The sequence below is a fragment of the Synechococcus sp. R6-5 genome (genome assembly GCF_047461775.1).
In the GTDB taxonomy this organism is placed as follows: Bacteria; Cyanobacteriota; Cyanobacteriia; order Thermostichales; family Thermostichaceae; genus Thermostichus.
This window is the reverse complement of sequence record NZ_JANSHV010000070.1, coordinates 1-12,258: the sequence shown is the minus strand read 5'-3', so window position 1 is coordinate 12,258 and position 12,258 is coordinate 1. Positions and strand designations below refer to the sequence as shown.

The window sequence follows — 12,258 nt, the reverse complement described above, 5'->3', positions numbered from 1 at the left end:
TCATTTCAAACTAGATTGAGACACCCCCTAAACGCTCCGCGCCACTGCCCTCACCCCCATTCCTTCTCTCAGAGGGAGAAGGGGGCTAGAGGGAAATGTTTCATTCCGGTTTAATTGAGAATGCCAGAACACTGCGTGATCACCTCCCCCAACACCGCCAGCAACACCGGCACCCCCAGACGGATCCCGGAGACCAACAGCGAGATCAAACAAAAAGCTCCAAGTGAAAAGGCGTTCCAGCGAAGCTTGGCCCAGCACTCCATCAACAAATGCAGGCACAGGTGGGAGCAGATTCATCGCCGAGCTGGAAAGCCTATCATGGGATCCAGTATGGAATCCATCGTGCCAGTGGTGCGGGGCACTTTAACCCTTCCACCCTCCTCTTCTCTGACAAATCCGGCAGCCAGCCTGACGGGCCCATCCGCTGCTGCGTCAGCAGTAGGGATCACTTGGCCTTGGGCAGCGCAGCGGGATCCCATCCTTGTCCTCGGGGCTGGGCTGATGGGGCGTCTGTTGGCCGCCAGCCTTGTCGAGGTTGGGCATCCCGTCCGCATTGTGGAGGCGGCTCCTGCTGCTGCTGTTGAGAGCAGTGCTGCCCATTTTGCCGCTGCTATGCTGGCTCCTTTGGCCGAGTCTGCCATCGCCGAAGCCAGTGTGGTGGCCCAGGGATACTACGCCCTTTCTCGTTGGCCCTCTCTTTTGGCCAGCTTGCCGCAGCCGGTTTTCTTTCAGCAAGAAGGCACTCTGATCCTCTGGCACCGCCAAGATGCCGGGGAAGCCAGACGTTTCTCGTCCCTGCTGGCCGCTGTGGGGGAACACCTCCCGCATCTCCCCCGCCCTCAGCCGCTGGATGCCCAGGCTATTGCCGAGCTGGAGCCGTCGGTAGCCGGGCGATTTGCGCAGGGCCTGTATCTTCCCCAAGAGGGCCAACTGGACAACCGCCAACTGTTGTCGGCTCTGCTGGCCAAGCTGCGGCAGCACGAGGTGGAAGTGGAGTGGGGTTGCCCCTGGGATCTGGAGCAGGCCCAAGCTTGGCAGCAGCAAACCGGTGGGTGGGTTTTGGATTGCCGCGGCCTGGGATCCCAAAAAGAATGGGGCGGGCCAAGACTGCTGCGCGGAGTTCGGGGTGAGGTGGTGCGCCTGTATGCCCCGGAAGTCTCTTTGCGGCGTCCAACCCGGCTGTTGCATCCTCGCTATCCGATCTACATCGCTCCCAAGCCGGGTCAGGTGTTTGTGGTGGGAGCCACCGAGATCGAATCTGAGGATCGCTCGCCGGTGAGCGTTCGCTCGGCTTTGGAGTTGCTCAGCGCCGCCTACGCCGTACATCCTGCCTTTGCAGAAGCGCGTATCCTGGAATTGGGCAGCCAATGTCGTCCCACCTTGGCGGATAACCTGCCAGCCGTGGTGGAGCGCTCACCTCGCCTGTTGCAGATCAACGGCCTCTATCGCCATGGCTTTCTGATCTCCCCGGCCATCCACGATGCTGTCTTGGAGTATCTTCACCAGGGCAGTTGTCGCTTGGCTCAGCAGCTTGGGATCCCCTTTCAGGTGCAGGCTGCCCCTCTTTCCGGTGAGTCCCTGTCGCCATGCGTGTCTTGATCAACCAAAAGCCTTACGATTTGCCGGAAGGCACCACTTTGGCCGAGGCAGTGGCTCAGGTGGGGGCCAGCGGCCCTTTCGCGGTAGCGGTTAATCTGAAGTTTGTGCCACGTGCGCAGCACGAGCAAACCCGTCTGCAAGAAGGCGACCAGGTGGAGATCGTCGCTCCGGTTGCCGGCGGCTAGCGCTCAAGTCCGCTTTTCTATCTGCCTCAGCCATGTCCACCCTTCTCCATTGCTCTCCCTCAACTCTGGCCGATGAGGATCCTTTGGTGCTCTATGGCCAACCATTGCCCAGCCGTCTGATGTTGGGTACGGCTCGCTACCCTTCGCCGGCCATTTTGGAGCAGGCGGTGGCGCGCGCGCAGCCCTGTTTGTTGACGGTTTCTCTGCGGCGGCAAGGGGCACTGGGGCCAGAAACTTCCCAGAGGTTTTGGGCCCTGTTGCAGAAGATGGGGATCCCGGTTCTGCCCAACACCGCCGGTTGTCACAGCCTGCAGGAGGTGATCACGACGGCGGAGATGGCGCGTGAGGTTTTTGGCACCGACTGGATCAAGCTGGAGTTGATTGGGGATGACTACACGCTGCAGCCGGATCCCGTGCAACTGCCCACTGCTGCTGCTGAGCTGGTCCGGCGCGGCTTTAAGGTGCTGCCCTATAGCACCGACGACCTGGTGCTCTGCCAGCGGCTTTTGGATGCTGGCTGTGAGGTGGTGATGCCCTGGGCGGCCCCCATCGGCACCGGCAAAGGCCCTCTCAACCCCTACAACTTGCGCCTGCTGCGGGAGCGGATCGAGGCGCCGCTGATCGTGGATGCCGGCTTGGGCCTGCCCTCCCATGCCTGCCAGGTGATGGAGTGGGGCTTCGACGGGGTGCTGCTAAACACGGCGGTGGCCTTGGCCCGGGATCCGGTGGCCATGGCCGAGGCCTTTGCAGAAGCGGTGCGCTCAGGCCGCCGAGCCTACCTGGCCGGGGCCATGATCCCTCAGGAAACAGCTCAGCCCAGTACGCCCGTCCTCGGCACTCCCTTTTGGCACCAGGGCTGACTGCCGCTCTCAGGGGTGCAGCTCAGGCGGCAGGCTTTCGCGCCTGGATAACCTGCAGAGCTCCCCCAGCGTGGAGGGTCTGCCGGATGGATTGCCAACCCTGCTGCTGCAAATGCTCGGGCAAGTCCAGCTTGAGTAGCTCCCAGGCGGTCTCGGTTTCAAACAGGGCCAAAAAGAGGGCCAGCCCAGGCCAGATCAAGGGTTGTCGAGGCGCGTGCAGATCCAGAATCAAGAGTCCTCCCCCCGGCTTGAGCACCCGCCACACTTCCCGCAGCACCTGCTCCAAATCTGCGAAGGACAATTCGTGCAGAGCCAAGCTGGTATGCACCCAATCAAAGCTGGCATTGGGAAAGGGCATATCTTGGGCAAAGGCCTCCACAAACTCCACCTGGGGAAGGCGTTTGCGGGCTGCCGCTAGAGCTTTGGGGGAAGCATCCAGGCCCACCACCTGCTGGCTCAGCTCCGCCAACAGTGGGGTTACTTCAGCTGGGCCACAGCAGAGATCCAACACCCGATCCTGGGGATGAATCTGGATCCCTTGTAGGGGCAATTTCCGCAGCCGCTCGTATCCCCCCACCGCCAGAGCAGCCCCGCGACTGATGCTGCGGTAAAGCCAGGGAAAGCGGTAGCTCCAGTCGCGCAGGAAGGTGGCCACAGACAGGGATCCCTCAGGGGCTCTTTCAGCCTACCTAGCCCCTCTCCCAGCAGGGGAGTTGGCCTGGCTATTTTCTTGGCCTATGTGGAACTTTTTCCCGCCGGCAGTCGTCTGGGGCGATGGGCCATCTTAGGCCTTTTCTCCATCCACCTGCTGATGATGACTCAGTTTGAGCTGCCTCCCTCCCCTTCCGAGAAACCTGGCCGGCACAGCTTGGTTTGGTTGGTGGCTGCTGCAGGTCTGACGGTCTTGCTCTGGCAGCTCCCCTGGGGCAACTATATCCTCTACCCCTTTACGATTCTGGCCACCTGGTTTCATGAGATGGGCCACGGCTTGACGGCAGTGCTGTTGGGTGGGGAGTTTCATCGTCTGGAGATCTATCCCGACGGCTCGGGGCTGGCCATTCACAGTGGCGAGCTGTTTTTGGGACGGGTGGGGCAAGCTTTGGTGGCCGCTGCTGGGCCGATGGGGCCGCCGCTGGCTGGGGCCCTGTTCATCCTTGCCTCCCGCCGCCACAGCACAACTCGGTTGGGGCTGGTACTTCTGGGATCCCTGCTGTTGCTATCGACGCTGCTCTGGGTTCGCTCTCCCTTTGGCCTCCTGTTCCTCTTGGGTATGGGTTTGGGGATCCTGGCGGTAGCTCGCTGGGCCTCCCCCTGGCTGCGGGGCTTCGCTGCACAGTTTTTGGGGGTGCAGGCCTGTGTGAGCACCTACCACCAGCTCGACTACTTGTTTACGGCCTCTGCTGTGATCAACGGGCAGGTGATCCACTCCGATTCCAGCCAGATTGCCCAAAACTTGTTCTTGCCCTACTGGTTTTGGGGAGGGGTGATGGCGGTCTCTTCTTTGGTGCTGCTGATAACCAGCTTGCAGCTGACGTTCCGGGACTAGCCGGCAGGGGGCAAAGCCGCAATTTTGGCAGTGGTTCGTGTTATGTAAAAATCCGTCCTCTATCCCTGCCCAGTCGAGAAAACCGCCGCTACAGTAATGGGCAAGAGGAGTGAGGAGTTGAGGAGTGGAGCATGTGGCGGGATATTATCGGGCTGGCCCTGGCGGCGACCTTACTGTTGATCAGCAAAACCGCCGCAGACACGCTGGGCCAAAGCCAGGTGCAGACTTTCACCGAACTTGAGCCGATGCCCTACTCTGCACCGGTGGAATGAGGTACTTGAGTCTGCTGACGGAGGTCGTAGCAGCGTTGCCGTTTTGTGCAACACTCATTCTAGAGTCTTTAAGGGCTCCGTCCGAGTAGCGCGGTCGCAGCAGCGTTGCGGAGCAATAACGGTAGGCTTGGGATCCCTGATGCGCATAGCCCTGTTTACGGAGACGTTTCTGCCCAAGGTGGACGGCATTGTTACCCGCCTCTGCCACACGGTGCGTCACCTAACCGCTCGTGGTAACTCGGTGCTCATCGTCGCGCCCCGGGGAGCCCCGCGGCGGTTTGCACGGGCACGGGTCTACGGGATCCCGGGGATGCCACTGCCTTTGTATCCAGAGTTGAAGCTGGCCGCCCCTGGCCCGGCCATCGGTAAGTTGCTCAGCCGTTTCCGACCGGATGTGATCCACGTGGTGAACCCGGCAGTTTTGGGATTGGGGGGCCTCTACTACAGCCAGACGATGGGGATCCCGCTGGTGGCCTCCTACCATACCCATCTGCCGAAGTATCTGCAGCATTATGGGCTGGGCTTTCTGGAGGGGGTTTTGTGGAATCTCCTGAAGCTGGGGCACAATTTGGCGCGGGTCAATCTTTGCACCTCGACGGCCATGATGCAGGAGCTGAGCGCCCACGGCATTGAGCGGGTGCAACTGTGGCAGCGGGGAGTGGACACGGAGTTGTTTCATCCCCAGGCGGCCAGTTCAGAGATGCGGGCTCGGCTCACGGCGGGGCAACCGGAACGGCCTCTCTTGCTCTACGTGGGACGGCTTTCGGCTGAGAAGGAAGTAGGGCGGATCCGGGTGTTGCTAGAGCGGATCCCGCAGGCGCGCCTAGCTATTGTGGGGGATGGGCCAGAGCGGGGATCCCTGGAGCAACATTTTGCCGGCTACGATGTGGTGTTTACGGGCTATCTGCAGGGGGAGTCTCTGGCAGCGGCCTTTGCTTCGGCGGATTTGTTCGTGTTCCCCTCCCGCACTGAGACCTTGGGGCTAGTTCTGTTGGAAGCCATGGCTGCCGGTTGTCCGGTGATCGCCCCCCGCTGCGGTGGCATTACCGATGTGGTGGACAGTGGGCGCAATGGCTTTCTGTTCGATCCCAATTCGGATAGCGACTTTGTCCAGGTTACCCAGCAACTCCTGAGCAGCGTCGGGCAGCGACAGCTCTTCCGACAGCAAGCCCGCCAAGAGGCAGAACGTTGGAGCTGGTCGGCAGCCACCCAACAGTTGGAGAACTACTACCGATCCGTCATTGCCGCCGGCTAGCAGTGGTTCCCTAGTGGGAAAGGCTCGGGGCACATGAGGACTCCGCCTTGCTCTCTCCAACGCCAGCGGCCAGCCTAGGCAGAGACCGGATGATCCCCTTCAATGGCCCGCACTTGCTCCACAAAGAATTCTTCTAGGGATTGCCGTTGCCAATGCAAGTCGGTGACCAGTGCCCCCGCTTGGTTCAAAAGGCTCAGCAACTCCGGTAGGGATCCACTCCATTCCCCCGACCAATGGGATCCCTGAATCGAGAAGTGCTCTAGGCGGTCGCGGAACTGTTCGACGGCGCCACCGTGCCCCTGTACCCGATAGCTTTTGCTCTCTCCCAGCAAGTCATCCAAAGTTCCCTGATGCACCAATTTGCCGCCGATGATCAGGCCGACTCGGTTGCAGATAACTTCCACATCCGCCAGGATATGGCTGTTGAAAAACACCGTTTTGCCCTGCTGCTTGAGGGACAGAATGATCTCGCGCATTTGATAGCGGCCCATGGGATCCAGTCCCGACATCGGCTCATCCAGAAACACCAGCTCTGGGTCGTTGATCAGCGCTTGGGCCATGCCAGTGCGCTGCAGCATGCCCTTGGAGTAGGTGCGCAGTTGTTTTTTGCGGGCCGTATCTATAGAAAGCCCCACCAGCTCCAGCAGTTGCGGGATCCGCTCCTTCAACAGGCTATTGGGCAGACCAAACACCTTGCCGGCAAACTGGAGAAACTCCCATGCCGTCAAGTAATCGTAAAAATAGGGGTTCTCCGGCAAATATCCCACCTGTTGCTTGATGGAGCGATCCCCCAGGGGTTTGCCCAGCAAAGTGCCGCTGCCGCGGGTGGGCTCCACAATGCCCAGTAGGCATTTGATGGTGGTGGTTTTCCCGGCCCCGTTGGGCCCCAGCAGCCCAAAGGTTTCTCCGCGGGCCACAGTCAGAGAAAAATCTTTGAGGGGGCTGACCACCTTGTTCAGCCAAAATCCTGTGCGATAGGTTTTGGTCAGGCCGGTGATGGCAATGACCGGCTCTGGTGCCGCGAACGCTTCTGCTGGGGAAGTGGGGGTCTCGCTCATGGACTCGCTCGTAGGTATGTTGGAGTTGAGGGAGAAAAAGGTGCCGCGAACACCGAGTTAAGGAGCACACAGTCCGCCAGGCGATAGGCTACCCAGCCTAACCTTTAGTTTACCCACAGGCTTTGTCCCAGCCTAGGCTTGCCGCAGCACTTCCGGTAGAGGAAAGGGGCCAGAGCAAACATACTCCGCGTAGGTATCCGCTTCATTCGCAACAGCGGTGCGGTTCCTTTGCCGTAGGCACAGCACTTTGCTCTGACCTCCCTTCAGTCTCATCATCTATTCTCATCATCTGGGATGATTCTGGGATGATGATTTCCATCGCGTTGGCGGTGCGGAGCAAGAAAATTGAATCCAGAGGTTTTGTGGGATCCCAGCCGGTGGTGATCATCGGCAACAGCGTTGCAGAGCAATAAGAAAGGAGTGTTTCTTGCTGGATAAGGTGCTTAGGCAGTGGAAGGAGCGGCTGTTGGCTCCAGTGCTGCAAACCCCTCTCCAACAGGTGCATCCCCTAGCCATTACCCTGTCGGGGTTTGCCATGGGCCTGGCCTCTGGGACAGCGGCAGCTTACGGGGCCTACGGGTGGGGGCTGGGCCTGTGGTTGCTGAACCGGTTTATGGATGGGCTGGACGGCACGTTGGCTCGTCTGCAGGGACGGCAAAGCGATCTGGGGGGCTACCTGGATATGCTGCTGGACGTGGTGGTCTACGCAGTCGTTCCCCTGGGGCTGGCCTTTCACCAGGGATCCCTGCTGGGCTATGCTTCTCTGGCTCTGATGCTGGCCAGCTTTTACATCAACCTTTGCTCCTGGATGTATTTGGCAGGGCTGTTGGAAAAACGGCGTTCGCGACAGCGTTGCGGAGCAACAAGGACGGATGGCACTGTCGGGGCGGGATCCCTGGATGAACTGACCAGCTTAAGTATGCCGTCGGGGCTTATCGAGGGCAGCGAAACCATCTTTTTCTACGGCTTGTTTTTCCTTTTCCCGGAGTACATGGTGGGCTTGTTTGGGCTGATGGCGATTCTGGTGCTCTTGAGTGCTGTGCAGCGGTTGGTTTGGGCGCTGGGATCGCTTTCTGCTCCAAGGTGAGCCCGGAAAGGGTCTGTTACTATGGCTCCGTCCGGCTGGCGCGAGTTGGGTTACAAGGGTTCCCCATCAGATTTCACCGGGCGAGAGGATCCAAAATGAGAAAGCCATAGACCGAGATCTGCCGCCGTGACCTCCACCCTCAACCAACGCATTCGCCACTTCTACGATGCCTCCTCCGGCCTCTGGGAGCGGGTGTGGGGGGAGCACATGCACCATGGCTATTACGAGCCGGGCCAAACCGGTAAGGATCGCCGCCAAGCTCAGATTGACTTGATTGATAGGGTTATCCAGTGGGGCCAGATCGGGGATCCCTGCCCTCCCCAGCACATTCTTGATCTTGGCTGTGGCATTGGGGGAAGCAGCTTGGAGTTAGCCCGGCGCTTTGGGGCACAGGTTACGGGCATTACCCTCAGCCCCGTCCAAGCCAAGCGGGCTACGGAGCGCGCCCAAGAGGCCGGCCTGAGCAACAAGGTGCGATTTCAGGTGGCCGATGCCCTGGAGATGCCCTTTGCAGACAACACCTTTGATCTGGTGTGGTCTCTGGAAAGCGGCGAGCACATGCCGGATAAGCAGCGGTTTCTGGCCGAATGCTGGCGGGTCTTGCAACCGGGCGGGCAGGTGATGGTGGTAACCTGGTGCCACCGCGAGGGATCCCTGAGTCGGCAGGATCAACAGCTTTTGCAGAAAATCTACGAGGTGTACTGCCTGCCCTATGTGATCAGCCTCTCCAGCTACGAGGCTCTGGCCCAACAGGTGGGCTTTGAGCAGGTGCGCAGCGCCGACTGGTCGGAGCGAGTGGCCCCTTTCTGGGATGAGGTGATCGCTTCCGCCCGCGACTGGCGCTGGATCTGGGCTTTGCTGCGCAGCGGCTGGGTTACCGTTCGCGGGGCGCTGGGGCTGGGCCTGATGCGTCGGGCTTATGCCACCGGCTTGCTTCGCTTTGGCCTGCTGACTGGGTTCAAACCCAAAAGCTAGCCCACCGCAGGGATCCCTTGCTCCCCTTTGGGAGAAGGGGCGCTTGGGGAAATGGGCTCAAAAGTTGGGCTGGGGCGGTGCTGTGCCGGTGAGTTCCAGATACTTTTGCTTCACCGCCTGAATATCCTGCCACATCAACCACTTGGGGCTGCCAGGGGTGCGGTCTGGGTTGCGCAGCAGATAAGCCGGGTGAAAGATGGGCATACACCAGCGTCCCTGCCACTGGATCCATTCCCCGCGGATCTTGGTGATCCCTCGCTTCTCGCCCAAAAGGGAGCGCACCGAGGTGGCCCCCGTGAGCAGAATAATCCAGGGATCCACCAGGCGAATCTGCTCCAACAGATAGGGACGGCAGGCGTCCATCTCCTCCTGGGTGGGCACGCGGTTGTTAGGGGGGCGGCACTTGACCACGTTACAGATGTAGGTGTCCTGCTCGGGATCCAGCCCCACCGAAGCCAGGATTTTATCCAGCAATTGTCCCGACTTGCCCACAAAAGGCAGCCCCTGCAGGTCTTCGCTTTCCCCTGGCCCCTCTCCGATGATTAAAATCCTTGCCTTGGGGTTGCCCCGATGCACCACCACATGGGTACGGCTGGCTGCCAAGTCGCAGCGCTGGCATACCAAACAATGCTGCTTCAGTTGCTCCAAATCCCTGTAAGTGCCGGGGGGGATGGACACCTGGGCCGACAGGGGGATCTGATCCCACTGGGGGAGTGTCTCCTCCGCCGGGGCTGGCGGCTCGATGGGATCGTCAAACAGGCTGGGCTGAAGCTCCGGCGGTTTTTTCTTGGCAGCCATTGCAAGTCGAGGTTTCCTTGTGCAGCGATCTTCGATTGCTCCCCCGCCCTTGTCAAGCTCAAGGCCAACCTGCCGGCAGGGGAGAACCTTTACTCCTTAGTTAAACTGAGAAAACGAAAACTTGCGCCGGCCTTAGCTCGTCTCTACTCCCTGAGCCTGCCATGCTGCTTTTGTCCAAAGAACTGCCCAACCTGAACTACCGTCATACTCTACAGCGCTTCGACGAGGATTGGCGGGATCCCCTCTCTGCCCTGTTGGGCTGGGGGCGCGCTGCCGGTGCCGATTTGGTGGAGATTTTTCTAGAACGGGGCAATTCCATCAGTTGCCTGGCCGAAGATGACGCCATCACCAGCATCACCCCACGGCTCTCCACCGGGGCCGGCGTGCGGGTGTTTCGCGGCTTGGCCGACTGCTACGTCAGCACCAACGATCTGTCCTTTGCCGGTCTCAAGGCTGCTCTGGAGAAGGGCCTTTCGCTGATGGGCTTCACCCCTCCTGGCCCCACAGCGCTGGTCTCTGCCGTCAACCTGGAGATGCTGCAGGACTACGGCGAGCGTCGCCGCAAAGATGGCTGGTTGAAGGAATGTAGCCCCATTGCGGAGATGGGGGAGATCCTGCTCAAAGCCAACGAGCAACTGGGTCGCCAAGCCCGCCATGTGCAGTCCCGCCGCACCACCTATTTCCGCGATTGGCAAGAGATTCTGGTGGCCTGCAGCGATGGCACCTTTGTGCGGGATGTGCGCCTCACCCAATCCGTGAGCTCTACGCTGCTCTGTGCCGATGGATCCCATCGCGCCTCTGTCAGTCAACGCTCCGGCGGTACGGGGGATCCCGACTTTTTGCGCCGTTGGGATCTGGAGGCCCATAGCCGGGAGCTGGCAGAAGCTGCCGGCCAGATGCTCTATGCCGACTACGTGGAATCCGGCACCTACCCGATTGTGATGTCCAACGCTTTTGGCGGCGTTATCTTCCACGAAGCCTGCGGGCATCTGTTGGAAACCACCCAGATTGAGCGCAAAACCACTCCCTTTGCCGACAAAAAAGGCCAGAAAATTGCCCACAAAAACCTCACCGCCTGGGACGAAGGTCTCTCTGAAGGGGCCTTTGGCAGCCTGGATGTGGATGACGAGGGGATGCCCGTCCAGCGCACTCTGCTGATCGAGAAGGGCATTTTGAAAAACTTCTTGGCGGATCGGGCTGGCTCAATGCGCACCGGCCACCCTCGCACCGGCAGCGGTCGCCGCCAAAACTACACCTTTGCCCCTGCCAGCCGTATGCGCAATACCTACATTGCCCCCGGAGATGCAGAATTGGACGATCTTTTTGCTTCTATCGACAAAGGCATTTACTGCAAGCGTATGGGGGGAGGGAGCGTCGGCCCCACTGGGCAATTTAACTTCGCCGTCGAAGAAGCCTATCTCATCGAAAACGGCAAGATTACCAAACCCCTCAAGGGAGCCACTCTGATCGGAGAAGCCAAAGACATCTTGACCAAAATTTCCATGTGTTCTAAGGACCTCAGCTTGGCAGCTGGGTTCTGTGGCTCTGTAAGTGGCAGCATTTACGTCACCGTCGGGCAGCCTCACATCAAGGTAGATTCCATTACCGTGGGCGGTCGCTAATTCCAGGGATCCACCTCGACATGGCCTATGACAACGTCTGCAAATATCTGGCCGAGCGTTTCCCAGAGCAGTTTGCCCGCTGGCTCATGGGAGAAGTGGCTCGGCTCCGACTCTATCGGAGGTATCCTCACCTATCGGTGCGGCAGGTGGTCAAGGTGCTCCGCACCGCTAACGCGATTGACTTGCGCAAAACGGGGTCGGAGCGAGTTTTCCAGACCTCTTTTCGTCTAGAGAGGCTGAGCCATGAGTTTGATGTTGTCCGCCTGTGGGAATGCGATTTGAGGGCCGGAGCGGATCGGCAAGCCCTGCTACCGTTTCGGGTTCTAAGCCAGGTGGAAGATCCAGCAGAAACCTTGCGAGAGGTGGTCAGTGAGCTAGAGAGCTTGGCAGACCCCAGTGAGAGAAGGGAATTGGCAGCCGCAACAGCCGTCTTGGCAGGACTAGCATTGGATCGGGGTTTGATTGGCAGATCATGAGGTCTTTGGATAAGAGGGAATCGGTGATCTACCAAGAGTGGCGGGCAGAAGCTCTGCGAGAGGGGCTGGAAGAAGGGCGCAAAGAAGGACGCAGAGAAGGACTACAACTGGGCCTGCAACAAGGGCTACAACAAGGATTGCAACAAGGATTACAACAGGGATTGCAACACGGGGAAGCAACGCTGGTTTTGCGGCTGCTCAGGCGGAAGTTGGGATCCCTTGACCCGGCCCTTGAGAATAAGATTTGGGCTTTGTCAACGTCACAACTGGAGGCGCTGGGGGAAGCTCTGTTGGACTTCAGCAGCTCGGAAGAGTTGACCGCCTGGCTGGCCCGTCAGCTAGAAACCGCAGGAGCCCCGCCCTCTGCCCACAGGGCGAGGGTCGGGAGGAATGCACTTTGATGAGGTACCGTAAGGGTATGACCCAAGTCCTGACCCTTTCCTGCAGGCTCAAGGTGTCTCAGTCGCAAGCCGCCACATTGGACGAGACATTGGATGCTTTGTCGCTACGCGACGCTAACGCGAA

At 59.8% G+C, this 12,258-nt stretch carries 14 protein-coding genes; 11 read left to right on the top strand and 3 right to left on the bottom strand.

Annotated features, from left to right (window positions below):
• Nucleotides 1–330 precede the first annotated feature (330 nt).
• Genes NW818_RS04215 through NW818_RS04205 form a run of 3 tightly spaced genes read left to right on the top strand, consistent with a single transcriptional unit; the run spans nt 331 to nt 2,644 of the window.
• Nucleotides 331–1,599 (top strand): FAD-dependent oxidoreductase, encoded by a 1,269-nt coding sequence (locus tag NW818_RS04215; RefSeq protein WP_414423913.1) that lies wholly within the window; start codon nt 331–333, stop codon nt 1,597–1,599.
• On the top strand, nt 1,587–1,784 hold the full coding sequence (gene thiS / locus NW818_RS04210; RefSeq protein ID WP_414423912.1) for a sulfur carrier protein ThiS: 198 nt from the start codon (nt 1,587–1,589) through the stop codon (nt 1,782–1,784). Before NW818_RS04215 ends, thiS begins: the two co-directional genes overlap by 13 nt.
• A gap of 32 nt (nt 1,785–1,816) precedes the next feature.
• Nucleotides 1,817–2,644 carry a thiazole synthase gene (locus NW818_RS04205; protein WP_414409283.1) on the top strand — a complete coding sequence of 276 codons (828 nt, stop codon included), beginning with the start codon at nt 1,817–1,819 and terminating at the stop codon, nt 2,642–2,644.
• Nucleotides 2,645–2,666: 22 nt separating this feature from the next.
• Here NW818_RS04205 and NW818_RS04200 read toward each other — a convergent pair whose 3' ends face one another.
• Nucleotides 2,667–3,299 (bottom strand): class I SAM-dependent methyltransferase, encoded by a 633-nt coding sequence (locus NW818_RS04200; protein ID WP_414423911.1) that lies wholly within the window; start codon nt 3,297–3,299, stop codon nt 2,667–2,669.
• Nucleotides 3,300–3,383: 84 nt separating this feature from the next.
• Here NW818_RS04200 and NW818_RS04195 point away from each other — a divergent pair, with 84 nt between their 5' ends.
• The 3 genes from NW818_RS04195 (at nt 3,384) to NW818_RS04185 (ending at nt 5,717) form a co-directional block, all read left to right on the top strand.
• A complete protein-coding gene (locus NW818_RS04195; protein WP_414423914.1) occupies nt 3,384–4,190 on the top strand; it encodes a M50 family metallopeptidase in 807 nt (268 codons plus the stop codon).
• A 131-nt stretch (nt 4,191–4,321) separates the two neighbouring features.
• Complete coding sequence (locus NW818_RS04190) at nt 4,322–4,462, top strand: hypothetical protein (protein ID WP_414423910.1); 141 nt, start codon at nt 4,322–4,324, stop codon at nt 4,460–4,462.
• 139 nt (nt 4,463–4,601) lie between these two features.
• Nucleotides 4,602–5,717: a glycosyltransferase family 4 protein gene (locus NW818_RS04185; protein ID WP_414423909.1), complete on the top strand. Its 1,116-nt coding sequence runs from the start codon at nt 4,602–4,604 to the stop codon at nt 5,715–5,717.
• A gap of 74 nt (nt 5,718–5,791) precedes the next feature.
• Here the strand turns inward: NW818_RS04185 and NW818_RS04180 are convergent, their stop codons facing one another.
• A complete protein-coding gene (locus NW818_RS04180) occupies nt 5,792–6,775 on the bottom strand; it encodes an ABC transporter ATP-binding protein (RefSeq protein WP_414344385.1) in 984 nt (327 codons plus the stop codon).
• Nucleotides 6,776–7,202: 427 nt separating this feature from the next.
• Here NW818_RS04180 and NW818_RS04175 point away from each other — a divergent pair, with 427 nt between their 5' ends.
• Nucleotides 7,203–7,862 carry a CDP-alcohol phosphatidyltransferase family protein gene (locus NW818_RS04175; protein ID WP_414407724.1) on the top strand — a complete coding sequence of 220 codons (660 nt, stop codon included), beginning with the start codon at nt 7,203–7,205 and terminating at the stop codon, nt 7,860–7,862.
• A 126-nt stretch (nt 7,863–7,988) separates the two neighbouring features.
• Nucleotides 7,989–8,837, top strand: a complete 849-nt coding sequence (locus NW818_RS04170; protein ID WP_414423908.1) for a methyltransferase domain-containing protein — start codon at nt 7,989–7,991, stop codon at nt 8,835–8,837.
• Between the two features lie 57 nt (nt 8,838–8,894).
• On the opposite strand, the gene NW818_RS04165 is transcribed toward NW818_RS04170, so the two are convergent.
• Nucleotides 8,895–9,515, bottom strand: a complete 621-nt coding sequence (locus NW818_RS04165) for a uracil-DNA glycosylase (RefSeq protein ID WP_414331024.1) — start codon at nt 9,513–9,515, stop codon at nt 8,895–8,897.
• Between the two features lie 281 nt (nt 9,516–9,796).
• On the opposite strand from NW818_RS04165, the gene NW818_RS04160 reads away from it, so the two are divergent.
• The 3 genes from NW818_RS04160 to NW818_RS04150 are packed head-to-tail and all read left to right on the top strand — an operon-like array spanning nt 9,797 to nt 12,134.
• The gene (locus NW818_RS04160) at nt 9,797–11,257 is read left to right on the top strand and encodes a TldD/PmbA family protein (protein WP_414423907.1); all 1,461 of its coding nucleotides are present in this window, start codon (nt 9,797–9,799) and stop codon (nt 11,255–11,257) included.
• A 20-nt stretch (nt 11,258–11,277) separates the two neighbouring features.
• Nucleotides 11,278–11,733, top strand: a complete 456-nt coding sequence (locus NW818_RS04155) for a hypothetical protein (protein ID WP_414423906.1) — start codon at nt 11,278–11,280, stop codon at nt 11,731–11,733.
• Nucleotides 11,730–12,134: a DUF4351 domain-containing protein gene (locus NW818_RS04150; protein WP_414423905.1), complete on the top strand. Its 405-nt coding sequence runs from the start codon at nt 11,730–11,732 to the stop codon at nt 12,132–12,134. Before NW818_RS04155 ends, NW818_RS04150 begins: the two co-directional genes overlap by 4 nt.
• The last annotated feature ends 124 nt before the right edge of the window (nt 12,135–12,258 follow it).